Origin of the sequence: Nannocystis punicea (genome assembly GCF_026965555.1) — a bacterium.
Classification (GTDB): Bacteria; Myxococcota_A; Polyangia; order Nannocystales; family Nannocystaceae; genus Nannocystis; species Nannocystis punicea.
Map to the genome: position 1 here is coordinate 9,704,561 of NZ_CP114040.1, position 18,490 is coordinate 9,723,050.

Annotated in this window: 11 protein-coding genes; 6 read left to right on the forward strand and 5 right to left on the reverse strand. The window is 68.5% G+C overall.

The window, feature by feature from the left end; translation table 11 throughout:
• The first annotated feature begins 110 nt into the window (after window positions 1–110).
• From O0S08_RS37055 to O0S08_RS37075, 5 genes are all read left to right on the forward strand, one after another.
• Window positions 111–746, forward strand: a complete 636-nt coding sequence (locus O0S08_RS37055; RefSeq protein WP_269034188.1) for an RNA polymerase sigma factor — start codon at window positions 111–113, stop codon at window positions 744–746.
• Window positions 743–2,023, forward strand: coding sequence for a tetratricopeptide repeat protein (locus tag O0S08_RS37060; protein WP_269034189.1), 1,281 nt, complete (start codon window positions 743–745; stop codon window positions 2,021–2,023). Before O0S08_RS37055 ends, O0S08_RS37060 begins: the two co-directional genes overlap by 4 nt.
• The gene (locus O0S08_RS37065; RefSeq protein ID WP_269034190.1) at window positions 2,020–3,024 is read left to right on the forward strand and encodes a hypothetical protein; all 1,005 of its coding nucleotides are present in this window, start codon (window positions 2,020–2,022) and stop codon (window positions 3,022–3,024) included. Before O0S08_RS37060 ends, O0S08_RS37065 begins: the two co-directional genes overlap by 4 nt.
• Before the next feature lie 253 nt (window positions 3,025–3,277).
• Window positions 3,278–5,215, forward strand: coding sequence for a G8 domain-containing protein (locus tag O0S08_RS37070; protein WP_269034191.1), 1,938 nt, complete (start codon window positions 3,278–3,280; stop codon window positions 5,213–5,215).
• A gap of 188 nt (window positions 5,216–5,403) precedes the next feature.
• Window positions 5,404–6,933 (forward strand): hypothetical protein, encoded by a 1,530-nt coding sequence (locus O0S08_RS37075; protein ID WP_269034192.1) that lies wholly within the window; start codon window positions 5,404–5,406, stop codon window positions 6,931–6,933.
• A 285-nt stretch (window positions 6,934–7,218) separates the two neighbouring features.
• On the opposite strand, the gene O0S08_RS37080 is transcribed toward O0S08_RS37075, so the two are convergent.
• The gene (locus tag O0S08_RS37080; RefSeq protein WP_269034193.1) at window positions 7,219–8,643 is read right to left on the reverse strand and encodes a tyrosine-type recombinase/integrase; all 1,425 of its coding nucleotides are present in this window, start codon (window positions 8,641–8,643) and stop codon (window positions 7,219–7,221) included.
• A gap of 82 nt (window positions 8,644–8,725) precedes the next feature.
• Here O0S08_RS37080 and O0S08_RS37085 point away from each other — a divergent pair, with 82 nt between their 5' ends.
• Window positions 8,726–10,006: an IS256 family transposase gene (locus O0S08_RS37085; RefSeq protein ID WP_269034194.1), complete on the forward strand. Its 1,281-nt coding sequence runs from the start codon at window positions 8,726–8,728 to the stop codon at window positions 10,004–10,006.
• Between the two features lie 827 nt (window positions 10,007–10,833).
• Here O0S08_RS37085 and O0S08_RS37090 read toward each other — a convergent pair.
• From O0S08_RS37090 to O0S08_RS37105, 4 genes are all read right to left on the reverse strand, one after another.
• Window positions 10,834–13,332: a VapE domain-containing protein gene (locus tag O0S08_RS37090; protein WP_269034195.1), complete on the reverse strand. Its 2,499-nt coding sequence runs from the start codon at window positions 13,330–13,332 to the stop codon at window positions 10,834–10,836.
• A gap of 199 nt (window positions 13,333–13,531) precedes the next feature.
• On the reverse strand, window positions 13,532–13,705 hold the full coding sequence (locus O0S08_RS37095; RefSeq protein WP_269034196.1) for a helix-turn-helix domain-containing protein: 174 nt from the start codon (window positions 13,703–13,705) through the stop codon (window positions 13,532–13,534).
• A gap of 2,426 nt (window positions 13,706–16,131) precedes the next feature.
• Complete coding sequence (locus tag O0S08_RS37100; RefSeq protein WP_269034197.1) at window positions 16,132–16,515, reverse strand: hypothetical protein; 384 nt, start codon at window positions 16,513–16,515, stop codon at window positions 16,132–16,134.
• A 1,353-nt stretch (window positions 16,516–17,868) separates the two neighbouring features.
• Complete coding sequence (locus O0S08_RS37105) at window positions 17,869–18,300, reverse strand: MerR family transcriptional regulator (protein ID WP_269034198.1); 432 nt, start codon at window positions 18,298–18,300, stop codon at window positions 17,869–17,871.
• Window positions 18,301–18,490 lie beyond the last annotated feature (190 nt).

The following is an 18,490-nucleotide window of genomic DNA, read 5'->3' on the forward strand; positions in this document are numbered from 1 at the left end:
GAGCACCCACCCGCGCCCGTCTCCGCAGCTCGCCGCCGCTCCGCTCCGACGCCCCAAGATATTTGAGCCGTGCCGGCGCCGCGCGGACACTTGACCCTGGGCACCTCCCATTGACCGCGCACGCACGACGCAGCGGCGTTGCCACGGGCACGCTGCTCTCCACGGCTCGCTTCCTCGAAGAGGACGAGGCCTTTCTGCACGCGCTGCAGAGCGGCCACCGTGGCGCCGCGGCGGCCTTCTTCGAGCGCCACGCCGATCACGTCGAGCGGGTGCTCGTACGCGTGCTCGGGGTCGATGCGGAGATCCCCGACCTCGTGCAGGAGGTGTTCCTCCGCGCGCTGCGGGGCATCGGGGACTTTCGCGGTGGACCCGACAAGCTGCGCGGATGGACGACCCGGATCGCCGTGTTCACGGCCCGCGGGTGCATTCGGCGTCGGCGGGCGCGATGGTGGCTGCGATCGATCGCGCCGGAGGAACTGCCGGAGCCACAGGCCGACGACGCGTCGCCCGAGCTGGCCCACGCGGCCGCGGGGGCGTTGCGGCTCTTGCATCGGCTGCCCGTCGACGAACGCATCGCGTTCTCGCTGCGGTACCTCGAAGAGATGGAGCTGCGCGAGATCGCGGAGGCCTGCGACACCTCGCTCGCCACGATCAAGCGCCGACTCGCCCGCGCCCAGGCTCGCATCCAGCGGCTGGCGGCCCGCGACGCCACGTTGAGCTCGTGGCTGCAAGGAGGGGACGGATGACCGATCCAGAGACCCCACTCGAGCGGTTGGGCGTCGCCATGGCGCGGATGCAGGATCACGGGCGCGCGGCGCTGCCGAAGGCCAGGCTCGCCGACGTGCTGGCCGCCCTCGATGCACCGCGTCGCTCGAGCCGCCCCTTCCTGGCCGCGTTCATGGCCACCGCGGCCGCGGTCTGTGTGCTCGCGCTGGTGTTGTTGCGCTTCCGCGAGGACGGATCCGCCGTGGTCGCGGGCGAGCCTGCGGCCGATCCGGTGGCGATGATGGGCGCGTACGTCACCGCACCGGCCGACGAGGAGCTCGTGATCGAGTTCGCCAGCGGCGGCGAGCTTCGCCTGCATCCCGGGGGGCGCGCACGCGTCGAGCGGGCCGACGCCGACGAGGCGCGTGTCGCCCTCGTGTCCGGCACGGCGACGGTCACCGTCCCCGTCGATCTCGCGACCCCCTGGCAGGTGAGCGCCGGGCCGTTCACCGTGAGCTGTGCGACGTCCACGTTCACGATCGCTTGGCGGCCGGACGAAGCGAGCTTCGAGGTCCAGGTAAAGCAGGGTGGAATCACCGTGCTCGGTCCGATGGCGGGGGAGACCCATGCCCTCGAGACGGGGCAATCGTTGCGCATGGATCTGCACGACACCGCCGCCGTCCCGACCTCCCAGCCCGCGCCGAGCCCTTCCGTGCCCACCGCCGTGCTCCCCACCGTATCCGAGGCTTCGCCGCCCGAGCTCGAACCGCCGCGGCGCACCACTCGGTCGGCCAAGCCCGAGGCCGCCCGATCGACCGCACCGACGCCGACGTCTCCCCCCGAGGCCGCCGCCGAACCCTCGTGGCAACAGCTCGCGCAGCTCGGCCGCTATCGCGATGCCCTCACCGAGGCCGAACGCATCGGATTTGCCGACCTCGTGGGCACCTTGCCGGCCGCGGACCTCCTGCGTCTGGCCGACACGGCTCGCTTCGCGCGCAACTCCGGGCGAGCCCAGAAGGCGCTCACCGAGCTGCGCCGGCGATTTCCCGACGCGCCGGAGGCCGGCACGGCCGGGTACATGCTCGGCCGCATCGCCTTCGATCTCGCGGCCGACTACGATCGCGCCATGCACTGGTTCTCGACCTACCTCGACGAGCATCCCGAGGGCCCGCTCGCGAAGGAGGCACTCGGGCGCCTGATGGAGTCGCAGGAGCGCGCGGGCCGGGCGAGCGAAGCGCAGGCGACCGCACGACGATATCTCGCGCGCCATCCCGAGGGTCCACACGCCGATCTCGCGCACCGGCTCGGTGCACCTTGAGCCTGTCGGTGCCGTTCGCCACCTTCGCGCTCGTCGCATCGCTGCTGGGCACCGGGCCCGCGCCGGGCGGTGCAAGCGATCGCATCGCGGTGGTCGGCGATGCCGACGACGAGGCGATCGTCCGTCAGCTTCGCGCCGAGCTGTCCGCCCTCGGTTTCGAGGTGCTGGCCCCGGAGGCCCCCGCGGAGGGCGACGAGCTCTGGGCCGACGACCTCGGAGCTGTCGCCGCGATCCGAGTGGTCGAGCACGAGGCGCTCGAGATCCACATCGCCGATCGTGTCGCCGGCAAGTCGGTGCGCCACCGCGTAGCGATCCCACAGCCGCATACGGAGGAGGACGCCCGCATCGTGGCCATGCGTGCGATCGAGCTCTTGCGGGCCAGCCTGCGCGAGCCGCAAGAGGCGCCCGTGGTCAGTCCGCCTCCTCCCAGGCCATCCCCGCCCTCCACGCCATCCACGCCATCGCCGCCACGCCCCGCGGCCCCGCGCTTCTTCATCCATCTCGCTCCGGCGGTGGCCGGTAGCCCCGGCGGCCTCGGCCCGTCGCTTCATGCCCTGCTCGGGCTGCGCTGGATGCCGCATCGGCACCTGGGGCTCGCGATCCAGGCCCTCGCACCGACCGTGGGCACCGTGGCGAGCGGCCCCGAGGGCACCGCGCGGATCCACACCGCGCTCGTGCTCGCCGGGTTGCACGTGTCGTTCGTGCGCTCGAGCGCACGCTGGCAACCCGACGCAGGTGTTGGGATCGGTCCCGCCTTCCTGCGCATGCGAGGCTCGGCCGCACCGGCGTACGGCGACGCCACCGAGGTGGTGGCGTCCGCCGCGTTCGCGGCCCGGTTCGGTCTGGCCGTCGCGGTGCACCCGCGCGTTCGTCTCCGGCTCGACGGCCACATCGGGGCGCTCGTGCCTCGACCGCTCGTGCGCTTCGCCGGTCGCACGGTTGCAGACTGGGGGCGACCCTTCGGCATCGGTGCCCTGGGAGTCGAGATCGTGCTCCCGTGATCGCGTGATTGTTGAGCCGTGATGGGCCGGTCGGGACACTTCACGGTCCGGAGGAGTTGACGTGCGTCCCACCATTCTTTTGCTGATCGGTTCCGCTCTCGCGTGCCAGGCTTCGAGCGCAGGTGATCCCATCATTACCGGTGACGGCTCCACGACCGGAGATACAAACACGACGGAAGCTACGGGCGCGACCGGGCCCGACGACGGTGACACGAGCCCGACGGGGTCCGGGCCCGACGACGGTGGCACGAGCGTGGGCGGCACGGACGGCGAGCCGGTGGACTGCGAGGCCCTCACCTGCCAGTCCTGGTGCGACGAGGCCACGTGGGGCGGACCCATCCCCACGGCCGAGACCGACGTCGTCGTGCCCGACGGCAAGGTCGTCCTGCTCGACTGCGACGCCGAGGCGAAGACCTTGACCATCGAATCGGGCGGCGCCGTCAAGGCCTCGCGATCGACCTCGTCGAGCTTGACCGTGCACGGCAACGTGATCGTGTGGGGCCGGCTCGATCTCGGCACGGAGGACGACCGGCTTCCGGCCGACGTCGTGTCCGAGCTCGTGTTCGCCGGCATGCACGACGACGACTACGTCGGCACCCCGAGCACGGTGTTCGGGGGCGAGGAGTTCACGCCGCCCGTCAACACGCCGCTCGAGATCCTCGCCACGGACGTGGGCCTGTGGGTGATGGGGCGTGGGGTGTTCTCTGCGGCCGGCGCCCTCAAGCAGTCCTGGTCGAAGCTGACCGACGGCACCGCGCCGGGCGATCCGACCCTGTCGGTGGAGGATGCCACGGGATGGCAGCCCGGCGATCGCGTGCTGCTGACGCCGACGACCGTGATCGCCGAGGCCGACTTCGCCGACCAGTTCGACGAGGCCACGATCGCGTCGGTGAACGGCACCGAGGTGACCCTGGCGAGCGCGACCGCCTTCGAGCACGCGGGCTGCGCGGATTGTGTGCGCCGCGGCGAGGCGGCCAACCTCACGCGCAACGTCGTCGTGCGTTCGTTCGACGCCTCCGCCCACGCCCACGTGATCGTCGGGGAGGAGGGCGTCGCGCAGCTGGACAGCGTCGAGCTGCGCTGGCTCGGACCGCTTCGCGACTGCACCGCTGCCGACGAGCCGGCCCGCAGGTCGCCGCTGCGGTTCCATCAGCAGGCGGATGCCTCGGGGACCTCGTTCGTGCGGCACACCGCGATCTGGGCCAGCGGCAAGGACGGCATCGCCATCGAGCACAGCAACGGCATCGAGGTGACCGACGTCGTCGTCTACGACACGCAGGAGACCGCCGTGGCCCGCACCTACGACAACAGCGCCTGCGGCCTGCGCTGCACCGAGCGCGAGAAGTTCGAGCCGCGCGACAACGACCTGACCCACGTGCTCGCCGCGCGGGTGGCCGTACCGAACCGCGTCGAGGGTTGTGCTGCGATCGGCGGAGCCATCGCGATGTTCGCCGGCGGCGGAGACACGCTGGACTGCGTCGTCACCGGCACTGCCTACAACTATGGCACTTTCGGCAACGTGGCCGCGTTCCACTGGTCGGAGATCGGCTCCGGCATGGATCCGGCCGACCGCTTCGAAGGCGTCGTCGCGCACAACAATGCCGGCAACGGCATCTCGAACTGGCAAAACAACACGCAAAACGACACGCCCTACACCGCCAGCGCGTGGTCGAACGGAGCCTACGGCATCCTCCACGGGGCCTACGGCAACAGCATCTCGTACCAGGATCTCGTCGCGATCGACAATGCCGAGCTCGGGTTCGGCATCAAGGGCATCAACCAGGAGGACGTCCCGCGCATCGATGGCGCGACGATGGACAACGTCGGGGTCGTCGATTACACGTTCGTGCCCGAGTCGGCGCTCGTTCTCCGCGACGTGACCTTCACCGGCGAGCGCTCGCCCGCGTTCACGCAGATCCACGACGAGTGCAGCGGCGGCGACGAGACGGACCCCCAGGACGGCGAGTGCATCTTCGCCTGGCTGCTCATCGAGAACCCGGTGTTCCCGACCGGCGTCGTCCCGTTCGACTTCGGCTGGCACCAGAACCTGAACACCGTGTGGGAAGTGCGTGGATTCTCCCACCCCGACTATCCGGAATTGCCGGCGAACTTCGACCTGTATCGCGCGGACAACATGGTCGCGGGGGGCAGCTACCACGCGGACTTCGACGCCTGGCTGGTGCCGCAATGAGACGCACGGTCTGGATGCTCGCGTTGCCGTGGATCCTGGGCTGCACCGCGGGATCCGACGACGAGCTGCAGGCGCCGCTGGTCCTGCCGCTCGAGGTCCTCGGCCCGGCCGGTACGGAGCGGATCGCCGACCTGTGGCTCGACGAGACCCAGCTCGCGGCGGCCGACTCCGCCGCGCTCGTGCTCACCTTGCACAACGTCGTGGCGCCCGGGTCGGCGGAGCTGGTCGTCAACGCGGGCGAGCCCATCGACGTGAGCGAGCCGTTCGTGCACCCGGACGGGCGCGTGAGCACGGCCGAGATCGCGATCGACCCCGGGCTCCTCGTGCCGGGGGCGAACCGCCTGGCCTTTCGCTACCCGCGTCAGATCGTCGACGCGGGGGCGGCCGTCTCCGGGTATCGCGTCCTGCACGTGGCGCTCCGCATCGGCGACACCACACACGTGCTCGGCGAGCCCGCCGAGCCGCCCGAACGGTGGCGTCCGCTCCGAGACGACGCGGCGTCCATCGAGCGGGGCCGCTCGTACTTCCAGGACGTCGCACGCGACGGCGGACCGACGTGTGGGCGTTGCCATGCGGACTCGGGCGCCGATCTCCAGTATTACGCGTTCTCCGATCGCAGCATCGTCGAACGCGCGATGCACCACGAGTTTTCGCGCACCGAGGCCGAGGACCTCGCTAGCTACATTCGCAGCCTGCCCGTGCCCGCGGAAGGGCGACCGTATCGGCCAGCGTTCCAACCGGGCGCCGACAACCACGGCGCCGCCGGAGCGGGGCCGGAGTCCATCCTGCCCGACGACGCGAGCTTCGGCGAGCACCTCTGGGGCGCCGCGAGCTTGCCCGCGGATCTACCCTGGGACTGGCCCGAGACCGTCGACACGTTCGTGCTGCCGACGTCGATCGCGGTCCCCACCTTCGTACGCTGGCTGCCGCGAAGGATCGACGAACGCTGGTTCACCCGCCGGGACGGAGAGCTCGCCGTCGCCGAGGCCGCGCTGGCCGACGATCCTTCTCTCGAGCACGCGCAGGCCTTCATGACCGCGGCCATGGCCGTGGGTCGGGAGCTCCTCGTGGAGGAGGGCGATCATCTCGCGCGCATCGACCTGCTGCGCTACGCGGCGGTCAAGCTGTGGGACTGGTCGCGACGCAACGGCTTTGACGCTCCCGATCACGGCATGCCGGACGGCAGCCCCGCGTATCCGTACGAGGTCGGGTTCGCGTTCTTCGAGGCCGCCGATGCCCCGGGTGGGGTACCCGCACCCATGGCGCAGACCCTGTCGTGGTGGTGGGCCCAGCTCGCAGCCAATCCCGGGCGCGGCCTCTCGACCGGTCAGCGCCCGCTCGACTACGAAGACGTCCTGACGGCGGCCGAAGCCGGCGGCGCGGGGCCGAACGAGATCGCGTTCCTGCACCTGTACGGAAGCTGGGAGGAGTCGCGCGGGCCGGTGGCCGAGAAATGGGGCACCGAGCACGGCCCCGTGCGGCTGCTGGCGGTCCCGATGCGACGCCTGGATCCGGTCGACCGCGCGACGATCCTGCGCCGCTTCTTCGCCAGGCAAGCCGAGTTCGTCGCCGGGGGCGGCGTGCTGACGCAGGGGCACCACATCGCCCTGTCGCAGGCGTGGAATCAAGGCTGCGCCGAGCTCTCGGCCGCACAGCGCGATGCCCTGCGCGGCGCGGCCCCGGCCGAGATCCGACCGGACTTGGCCGGCTGTCCCTGAGCCGGCGGCTCGAAGCCCTTCTCGAAGTCGCCGCACTCCGCGAACGCTTCGAGCTCCGCCTTGACGAACTCGGGTAGCAACGATTACCCGAAGTCGTCCGGGTCTTGGGGCAGATTTGTGGCACCCAGAGGCAACCCGGGGCAAGTCGTCCATCTCGCCAAAGCCCCTCCGCGTGGAGATCCGCGGCGTTGTGGCAGCGGAGGGGCTTTTGGCGAGGATGGGTCAGAACTTGTTCCACAGATACCGAGTATCTCCCCGCCGACACGGAGATACAGGCATTTTGCGCTACGAACTTAACATTCGTAACTTCGGCCTAACCCTTTCGGGCGTGGGCGTGGGCGTCGGGGTCGGAGCGGGCACCCCTTCGTCGAGGCGGGCGATGCCGGCCTTCATGGCCTTGGCCGCGTTGCGGACGTGCATGTAGCCCTCGGTGGTGCTGGCATGCTTGTGGCGTGCCAGGAGCTGGAGCTCCTGGAGGTTCGCCCCCTTCTCCAGCAAGAGCGTGATGAAGGTGTGCTTCGCCTTGTGGAAGCCCCTCCACTCGACCCCTGCCCTGCCGGCCAGCTCGATCATGTGGTTGCGAAACGCGCTCTCCGACATCCAGGCGTTCCGCTCACCCGGGAAGACGTGGTCGGTCAGCTTGCGATCCTTCCGCGCCTTCGCCAGCTCGGAGCGGAGCCGGGCACGCATCGGCACGGACACGGCCTTCTTCCCCTTCGGGCACTTGAGGCCGGTCCGGTGCATTGAATGCCTGATGTGGACCTCGCTGTTCCTCAGATCCACGTCGCACCACCGGAGCGCCAGCATCTCGTTCCGCCGCAGCCCGGCATCAAGGCTGAGCAAGAGTGCAAGCGTCCCGATCTCGTCCCCCTCCGCGGCGGCGAGGAGGAGTTCCATCTCCTCGTCCGTGTACGGGTCCTTCTCGGCGGCGTCCCGGGTCTTCAGCCGCTTGATCGTGGGCACCCCGGCCAGTTTCTCCTTCTCGACCGCGTAGGACAGGATCCCCTGCAACTTGACGATGATGTGGTTGCAGGTCGACGGGGCATAACGCTTCTGGAGTTCCTCGCGGTAGTCCAGGATCCTCGTCTTCGTGATGAGGTCGAGCGGCATCTGGCCGAACTTGGGCTGCAGGTGGCGGCGCCAGACGCTTGCCCACGTCTCCCGCGAAGTCGGCTCCTCGTGGCTGATCACCCGGTCTTCCATGTGCTTGTACATGTGCTCGAGGGTGACGACCCGCCCCGGGTCCGTCTCAGGTTCGGGCACTCGTGCTGCCCGAGCTTCAGGCTTGGATTCCTCTTCCTGTCCCCTCTCCTTCCTCGTCTCGCCGAAGATCTCGGCAAGGAATCGATCCGCGTTCTCGCGTGCCCACACCATCGCGGTGTCCGCGGTGTAGCCCTCCGGGGCCGTGCGCTGGATCCGGAGGTTCTTCCCCTTGGTGCTGCGGGGGTCTGGGCAAGAGAAGCGCATGTCGACTTGGACGCGTTCTGGGTTGTGTGGTGATGGCCTGGTGCAGACCTTCATGAGCCTGGCCTTCTGGAGTGAAGGCCCGGCCTCTTCTTTCGCCTCAAGCAAGGGGACCAGATCTTCGCGGACCCAGCAACGCCTTCCACCGATGATGCGGCCGGCGGGGAACTTGCCCCTAGCGATGGCCGCCCTGAATGCCTTCGGCTTCTTCCCAAAGAAGGCCGCAACGTCGTCCACGTAGGCCATGTCCCGGGCGCTGTTGAAATTTCAAGTGGCGGCCTCATCACCCCGAGAGGATTCGCGGGGCTCCAAAACGACAAGGACCGCCGTGACCAAGAGTGCCAGGAAGAGCCCCAGGAACGAAGTCGAGATTGTCGCGCCTGCGACCCGTCAGCTCACGATGCCGCTGCCGGAGCTGCTCCACGAGGAGCTGTACGGGGCGGTGACCCGCCTCGGACTGGTCGCGCTGAGCGCCCTGCTGCAGCAGGAGGTCGAGGAGCTGTGCGGGCCTCGGTACGCGCGGGGCATGGGAGATCGGCCCAGCCGGAACGGCACGACCGCAGGGAGTCTGGCCCTCGGCGGTCGGCGGGTCGAGGTGCAGCGGCCACGGGTCCGCAAGGACGGCAAGGAGGTGAATCTTGCGACCTGGGACCGGCTCGCCTCCGAGGATCCGCTGAATCGGCGGGCGGTCGAACAGATGTTGATCGGCGTGTCGACCCGCAAGTATGGGCGCTCGCTGGAGACGGTGCCTGAGGACGTGAAGACGCGCGGCACGAGCAAGAGCGCGGTCAGTCGCCGATTCGTCGCGGCGACCGGAGCCGAGCTGGATCGGTGGCTCCGGCGCGACCTCAGCGAGCTCGCGCTCGCCGCCATCATGATCGATGGGATCTACATCGACCAGCACGTTGTCCTGATCGCGCTCGGCTTCGACGAGACCGGCGCCAAGCACGTCCTGGGCGTCCAGGAGGGCGCGACGGAGAACCGCGAGAGCTGCACGGCGTTGCTGCGAGACCTCGCCGAGCGAGGCCTCGATACCAGGCGCTCGACCCTCTTCGTGATCGACGGCGCCAAGGCGATGAGGCGCGCGATCCTCGACGTGTTTGGCAAGCGGGCGCTCATCCAGCGCTGTCAGGTGCACAAGGTCCGCAACGTCGTCGACCACCTGCCCGAGCAGAAGAAGGACAGCGTCCGCAAGGTTCTCCGCGAGGCCCTGGGCGCGACCACTGCCAAGACCGCCAAGCGAAGGCTCGAGGCGCTCGCAGGCAGCCTCGCCAGCGAGCACCCGAGCGCCGCCGCGTCCGTCCGCGAGGGCCTCGACGAGCTCTTCACCGTCAAGGAGCTCGGCCTCCCCGACGATCTCGTACGATCGCTCTCGACCACCAACGCCATCGAGAACGTCAACAACGGCATCCGCCGGATCGCCGGCCGCGTGAAGCGCTGGCGCGGCGGCTCGATGATCCTGCGCTGGATTGGTGTCACCCTCCACGAGCTGCAGCGCGGCTTCCATCGCATCAAGGGCTGTCGCGGCATGAAGGACCTCGTGACTGCCCTTCGCACCCGCGACGCTCAACTCGATCCACCCATTGACGTGGCCGAGAAGGTCGCGTAAGTGCCTCATGCCGCTGCGCGATTTTCAACAGCCCACGGGACATCGCCGTCCACGTAGGCGATAGCCGGAAGGTCGCAGACGGCCGCTCGCGGCAGGGACCGTTCCCGCTCCAGGGTACGGACACTTGTGAGGCAAGTCGCGACGTCCCGCGCCATCACCGGCCGGTCCGGCTCATCCCTCAGGAATTGCTGAACGAGGTCGGGGGCTTCATCCGAAGGGCCGTCACTCGTAAAGGCGTCCCGGGAGTCCCGGCACAGCTCGGCAGCCGCCGGCTTCCCGCAGTGCCGCGTCATCGCTGGGAGCCCTCCACCTGCCCACCAACGGCCAAGACCTGTTCGGCGATCTCCATACCGTTAATCGTTTCCATTCCATTATCCCTGCATTCCACCGTGGGCGACACACGCCTCCGTCGCTATGCGGCGATCTCAGAATTTCGCCGGACGCTCCACACGAGGGCTCACGCGAGCCCGAGATCTCACCAATAGCTCAGTCCGTCCGCACCTTCAAGCGAATCCTGCACTGCGGCATGCAGCGTCCGCCCCCCACATCAGATCGTGAGCATCGATCGGCCGCAGCTCACGTGACCGCCAACGCTGCGCAGTTCGATGCGAGCCCGAATCTTTCCGATGCTGCTTCTGCCCTCACAGCAGCGAATGCTGCACTCGTGGACGCGAACCAACCCCCGGCGACGCGGCCGCAGTTCGCTGCCGTCGCCAACGCCGTCCAGGTCGATGGACCCAGCGCTTGCCGAGGCGGCTGCCGCACTCGCGGCGGTGAATGCTGCACAAGCCCCGATCCGCTCCAAGCCCTCGTGAGGTGACGTTGGTTCACCGCGGCTTGGCCTGCCAGTGAGCCGGAGCCTCGTAGCCCCGTTGTTCGCCGCGCTTGGTGCGACGCCACCCGAGACGGGCGAGCCAGATTCCGACCCGAGTGCAATCGCCCTGGGTCGGTTCGCCGTCCTTGCCCGACCCGATCTTCGCCCCCACCACGATCTGGCGAGCGGTGAGCCACCGGCTCGGCTGGCCGTTGAGCCACTCGAGGAACTTTTCCTTGACGGGGTCGTCAACCTCAAACTGTGCGCCGTCAGCGTCTTGGCGCTGTCGTTCCTCTGGCGTGAGCCACCACGGGCATTCCGCGTTGAGGCGACCGCGCTGGACCCAGGCATCATATTCCGCGAAGATCTGGGCCCAGAGGGCGTCGCGGATCGGCTCCAGCAGGTCGAGCCGGATCGGAACGCAGATCGGGATGCACAAGAACCGTCGACTTCCGGTGGGGTCAGCCAGGATCTGGACCTGGTTCGTGGTCCCGAACAACACCGAAGCCCTCGGAAACCGGGCAACCCGGCGCCAGTAGGCCGGACGAATGGTGTCGGCCTCACAGGACAGGAAGGCCTTCCACCCCTCGGTGTTCCTGTAGAAGGAGCCCTTCTCGATCTCGGGCACCTCGTTGATCCAGTGAAACCGCATCGCCATGACCGAGTCTCGGTCGAGCTTCTTCAGATCCGGGACGCCGTACCACGTGTTCACCGCGACGAGCGCCCGGGCGAACGACGACTTGAATTGCCCCTGGGTCGTCCCGGAGAAGACAAGCATGAGATCGGCCTTGCAGCCCGGCTCGACCGCCCGCGCGACGGCCGAGCGAAACCACTTCCGGAGGTAGAGGGTGTACAGATCGATCTGCTCGGCAGTGTAGCCGTTGGCCGCGGTGATCCCCAATACCTTGGAGCTCACGTAGGCGACCCAGTCGCGTTCTCCGCTGTGCCTCGGCAGAGCGCGCAGGTAACACTCCACCGGATTGAGCCGATTCTTGAGGGCGATCGCGCTCGCGGCGTGCTCGACCGTCTGGCGCTGAGCATCACAGCGAAGCTCCGCCAGATCGAGCTGGAGATCGCTCATGCGCTCGTCGTCGAGCGGGCTGAGCTCCCAGGGGCGCTCTTCGTCGAGAATCTCGGATGTAGCGAGGGTCATCGTGTCGAAGACCAGGCGAAGCGCGGAACGCTTGCGCAGCAGCATGTGCACCGCGGCGTACGTGGCACGGATCGTCCCGCTCTTGGTGGTGTACCGAGCCAGGCGCTTATCGCGTCCGCCCTTCTCGACGTTCTCGGCCTCCGCGGTCTTCTTCACCACCCGCTTCGCCCGCGAATTGCGATCCTTCGGGTCGATGCCCGCCGCCTTCGCTACGCGCGGGGCAATCTCGCGCCAAACGTCGGGATCGTGAGCGGCGACCGCCTTGAGGCCCGTCATGTCAAACACCGACGCTCGATCGGCAGCAGGCACGCAGGGCGGCACCATTTGGATCAAGAACTCGATGCTCTCGGACGAGGATGCCGCCATCTCCCTCAACCTCGCGCGCTGAGCTTTGATGATCTCCGTGCCGGCGGCCGCGGCGGCGTCATGGGCGCCCTTCAACACACCGGCCAAGTCGACCTCGCTGTCGCCAGCAGGAAGGCTGATCACGCGGATGGAGCGCGCCAGCTCCTTGTTCCTCTCCCACATCCCCGCGAGGAAGCGCGCCATCCTGCAGTCGCCGAGACTCGCCTCGGTGCCCTTGTCGCGGTGCTTGCCCTCAGGGCTCGTGTTGAAGCACGCGAAGAGCCGCCGATGCGCCTTGGCATGCGGCGTCAGCAGTCGGACAAGCAGGTCAAGCTGCTTCGGACAGGCACCGGCATCCACAATGGCGATCGCCGCGGCGCCTGCCTGATCGACAAGGACGGCATCCACGACGTCCGCGCACACGATGATGGGCGCGTCATTCTTGGGGAGCATGCCCTGCCTGTCGCCCGCACCGTCGAGCTTGGCGCCGGCCGACATTTCGAGGAACCCTGGCGAGAAGACCAGCGGGTAAGCATTCTCGCGATTGCCGCCGTGCACCGCGCAGGAACATGGCTCTCGAGCCAGTAGCAGGTCCTTCTTGGCCCCGTCGCGCAGGTCGCTCGTCTCTTCAACGAAGGGCTTGGCGATGTTGACGGGCTGCGCAATCCAGCCGCAGATGCCGCCATTCTGGTCTCGCACCGGAATCACGACGCTACCCGCGAAGCGCTGCGCAAAAAGGCCGCTCTGGAGGAGCTCCCGAGTTCCGAGCCCGAGCGCCGCCAAGGACTTGTTCCACCCGTGCTCGTGCGCCGCCGGCATGTAGCCGATGGACCAGCGCGCGAGAGTGGAATGGATGATCCCTCGGGAAGCGCCGAAAGAGCGGATGGCCGCGCCTTCATCGGCGTTGTCGACCTGTGCGGCCCAATGTCGCGCGATGCGCTCGTCGACCCGACGAAGCGCAACTTGCTTGGTATCGTGGAAAGAGGTATTCCTGGAACAGGACGCGGTGGTCATCGCACTGTGCTCCCTGAAAGGCTCGCCCTGGACCGGCGGGCCTTTCGTCTTGGGTCTCGTTCGGCACTCCCCCGCCCGGGGAGCGGTGGTCGCGAATTCGTCGTGGTCGGGTTCCTCGGGGGAACCGGCGGCGTCGTGGCCGCCGACGCACAGAGGCGCGCTCCCTCGACGCCCGCAGCGCTGCGGCCGCCCTGGCCCTCTACCGCGTCTGGGGCCTGGTGCAGGTGGCTTCGAGCCACTGCTCGATGGCCGAGGAGGTGATGCGGATGTCCCGACCGGTCGGCCGCGAGGCCAGCAAGCGCCCCTCGCGGATGGCCTTCCGCAACGTCGTGTGGTGGAGGCGACAAGCGTCGGCCGCCTCCTGCAACGTCATGATGGGGGGAAGATTCATAGTTTTGTCTTGCGACATCGCCATCCTTCTACGACATCCTGATGCGCACCTCACAGCCGCTTCCCGCGGCACGTACGAAAGCTACCAGTGCTCACTTCAGGCAGCGAGCGGCGGACCACAGGACGCCGCGGGGCTGGTGTGCCAGGCCCAGGGAGGAATTTCAACCCCTTTCGTCGTCCTGAGTCCGACGAGTCCGGCGGGGCGGACCATTGCACTGACGCCGAGTCCGACGAGTCCGGCGGGGCGGACCATTGCGCTGACGCGAGTCCGACGAGTCCGGCGGGGCGGACGAGTCCGGCGGGGCGGACGAGTCCGGCGGGGCGGACGAGTCCGGCGGGACGAGTCCGGCGGGGCGGACGAGTCCGGCGGGGCGGACGAGTCCGGCGGGGCGGACGAGTCCGGCGGGACGAGTCCGGCGGGGCGGACGAGTCCGGCGGGGCGGACGACGGGTGTGGGAGAGGGGGGAGGGGGAGGGCAAGGGGGGCCGGGTCCAAAGGTCTGGACGGGTCCAAGGGTCTGGACGGGTCCAAGGATCTGGACGGTCCAAGGATTCGGACGTCCGAGGTTCTGGACGGTCCAATGATTCGGACGGGGGAAGGGTCCAGGGGCCCTTCGCGCCCGAGGTCGTCCCCGTCATCGCCTCGCTCGATGACGGACGGCGGGCCGTTGGGCCTTCTGGGTCTTGGTAGCCTTGTACGACGAATCCGCCCAGTACCAGCGAGGCGTGGTCCAGACGGGCCTTGTCGGCGAAGCGCCTGATGCGCGGACCCCCTGAGCACCCTTCAAGCCCTCCAGGCTCGCGCTCTTGTCACACACTACGCGCGCATGAGCATCGCGTGAATGAGAGATCACGTCGATACCGTCGGTGCTCGTCGCTAACTGTGCGCACTCGCCACCGCCGGACACAACCGCCCAACCTCCCTCATGGAGGAGCGAGGCGATGACGGAGGACAACCTCGACGCCGAAGGGTGCCCGGGGGCCCCCTTCGGGCAGCCTCGATTCAGCAAGGGTGCCCGTCGTCAAGTGGGCCCGGACGCGGCCCAGGTGGGCCGTCTCGGCGAAGCGCCCGTCGCGCATACACCCTGGCCACCTTCAAGCCCTTCAGGCTTGTGCACTACCATCTTCGCGACGTCCGAGATGTGCGGAGGCCCAGCGATAGCCCTCGGGCGGGGTCGGGTAAAGGGCAAGCTCGCTTCGCTCGGCGCTTCGCGCCCCTTGACCCGACCCCGCCCGAGGTCTCCCAGGCCAGTATGGGCCGAAGGGGAACCTTCGGCCCCTTCGGGAGCCCTCGCGATAAAGTCCCCGGCTGGTCCAAGTCCGATGTCGCACTCCGCGTTCAATGAGTGTGATGATAGCAACGGCGGGTAAATGGTCGTGATGGCGGCACATCACAGCTCCGCAGGCGCGTGACGTACAGGCCAAACGGGCGCCGGCTCGAGCGGCGAGTGCGGGATCCGTTCGATGTATCGATCGAGGCTTGCAGAGCGTAGAGGGTGATCAGGGTGTACGCGCATCAGGCGCTTCGCCGAGATGGCCCGCCTGCGCCGAGGCTGAGCCCATTTAGCGACGGGCACCCTTGCCGAATCAAGGTTGCCCGAAGGGTGCCCCCGGGCACCCTTCGCGTCTGAGGTTGAGCTTCGCGTTGATTCCGACAGTACATCGGCCCCGCGAACCTGCTGGAGCGGCGAGTGCGAGGGACAGTTCGGTAGATCGATCGACGCTTGCAGGGCTTGAGGGGGTCAGGGTGTACGCGCGTCAGGCGCTTCGCCGACAGGGCCCACTGGGCCGAGGTTGAGCCCATTTAGCGACGGGCACCCTTGCCGAATCAAGGTTGCCCGAAGGGTGCCCCCGGGCACCCTTCGCGTCCGAGGTTGAGCTTGCTGCTGCACCGAGTGCCGTCGTTGTTTCATGCCGGCGGTGACGGCAGCAGGCCGGCAGAAGACGTGCTCGACGGAGTGCCGCCGGGCCCGGCAGAACAAGCTGCCCGGCGTCGACGTCAGCGCGACCTCGAGGCCACGCGGTCGACGGCCCGAGCTGATGTGACCGACGCGACGTGGACCGACGCGATGGGCACGGCCCCGTACCCTGCCCCTCCCACCGGCAGCACCTCGCCAATCTCCGCGCCGCCGAGCAGACTGCGACCGAGTAGCCCGCCGCCTCGCGCTTTCCCGAGCCCCGGTCCGACCTCCCGGGGCTCCGTCATGCCCGGCTGTTCCTGCTTCCGCACGACGAGCCGCTCGACCTCTACGAAGCCATCCGCCAGCGGTACGAGCGCGGCGGCCGCTCGAGTTCGTCGTTCGCCGAGCACTCGGACTTTTCGAGGAGGTTATGGCCGCGCTTGGGCTCTGTAGGTCCCCATGAAACCGTGCGAAAACCATTTCGGCCAGAAACGAGGTCCTAGCCGTGGCTACGTCCTCGTCCTCGGGGTCAAGGTGCTGCTCATCCTCGCCTCGTCGATGCTCTGGGCGTCGGGCGTTAACTTCGCGGAATCCACCGAATTCAAGGTCGTCGCCGCGGGCCCCTGCGGCTCGGCGCGGTTCCCTGCGGCTCGACGCGGTCCCCTGCGGCTCGGCGCGGTTCCCTGCAGGCTTGCCATGTCGAAGCTCCCGGCGAGATCGTCGGGGCCGGCGAGGTCGCCGCCACCGGCCTCTATTGAGAGCCAGCCGCTCTCAAGCACGCACGCGCCCGAGTAAGGGCCTCCCTGCGCGCCCGAGCCTTGGCCACTGGCGGTCTGTGTGACCCATCGCGGCAGCCCCTCGGCGACGCGCGACACGTCGCTGTGCTCGATCATCGGGAGGAAGTTCGGCGCAGAATGTCGACGCGGGTCTCGATGCGGCCCCTCGTGGTGACGCTCGAGCTCGCGGTGCGGGACTCGTCGAGCTCGAAAAACGGTCGGCACGTCAGAGGTGTGGTGCGCGCGAGCACCGTCGGCCCAACGCCGAGTACCTCGAAAGCCTCGACGTGGACGCGGGGTATAGAGACGCCCAAGCATGGGTCGGCCCCCCGGCTCAGCTGGGCCTCCGAACCCCAACTCGGAGTTGACGCCTTCACCTGCGTCGCCGCCGCCGATCAGCTTGTCCGTAGCGAACGCGTTCGGCTGCGCCCCACGAAGGCGTCTCAGGACCAAGGACGGCCTCGATGGAGCTCATCGTCCTAATGTCCCGGCACCAAGGAAGGCAACGGACTTGCCACGCTCACCAGCGTCCACGCCGGCCAGCATCCCGCGAGCGGCCGCGCTCCGCGCCGGCCCTCATCCGCGGCGTAACGCCGCTGTCGAGACTTTCGCTTTCGCTTGGACGTAGTCGTGCTCGGTAGTTCTCGCCGTCGAAGGCGACGGCGACCTCGTCGGCTCGATCGGGGATGGCCGGCGGGATCGAGCGGGTCCGACCCGCCGGCTCCGCGCAACCGGGGCGCCGCCGCTGCCGTCGGCGGCGGCCAAAGCGACCTCGACGCCGGTCGCGCCGGGAAGCAGCGAGTTGCTCGTGACCGGACCGTCGACGACGATCCGGGCGGCTCGACGTCGCGCCAGAACAGACCGCCGTCGTCGGTGCCGTCGCGGCTCCACGCCACGGTCGCGCCGGTGTTGTTGGCCGCGATGTCCACGCGGTTGAAGCTATCGAAATCGCCGTCGTACTCGGCGAGGAGGACTCTGCCCGGGTCGAGGATGACGCCGGCGGGTGACCCGCAGTGACCCGCATGGTGAATCGCTTGTCCAGGTGCGGGTCATTGTCGACTCCGCGGCTCCAGACGACGACGTGGCGGATGCCGTCAAAGCCGAGCACTGGGTCGGTCCAACTGTTGCCGACCGGGTCTCTCTCAGCGGCGGCCGCGGGCACGGGCTGGTCGAGCGCGAACTCAGGGGGAGAACACGGCGCCGCCGGGCGCGCCGCGCAAGATCGGCGAGGCAGCACAGGGCCTCCGGCGCCGCGGAGCTGGATGCACGCAAGCGGGCACGGGAGCCGTGCATTCACCCTGTGAGGCCGACGTCACGAACGTGCATCTACTCGAGATCAGCTCCGGCGCCTTCGACGGCGAGACCGTGGTCCCGGTCGGGAATGTGCATGGCGCACGCAGACCGATGAACGACCCGATGCGCCGAGACCGCCGTCTGGGGGATGAGCTCGCCGAGGACGGGCGTCGCCGCTCACGTGTCAGGCTTGCGAGCGCTCTTGTTGCTTCCGCCTGCGAGTGTGGCACGCGACCGCCGCGGGTCTGGTAGTACCTCAAGGATCCGCGGGCAAAAGGTGGCGACCATGATGGGGCGCAGGTCCAGAAGACCGAATCCCTGCTTTCGCTGCTCCCGGATGAACTTGGCGAGCGTGACCGCGAAAAGCGGGAACCTGGACTTGTTGCCGCGCCCGCCGCTGCCCTCGGGGATCGGCAAGAGGCCCGCGCGTACCCAGTCACCGACCGATCCGCGTTCGATTTCACCAGCCGCTGCGACCTGCTCGGTCGTGGCGTAGATGTTGGGAAAGGCCTCGCGCACCACAAGTACGTCCCCTGCGCGGAGCGCCTCGGTGAGCTCCTCGGGGGTAGCGAAGCGTAGGACACGCGGCGGCGAATCGTCATGCGTCATGGCCTTGTCCTGGGCAGCGCCGGGAGGCTCGTAGGGTCGGCAGACCCCAGGGCGGATGCGCTCCATGACTCCGACGGAGGGTAGCGCGACCCATAATTTTACTGCAAGTTAATCTTGATTAGCATGATGAATGACTGTAGCTTTTCGCTGGTTTTCACGGAGATACTCTCGTAATGGGCGATTCCGAGCC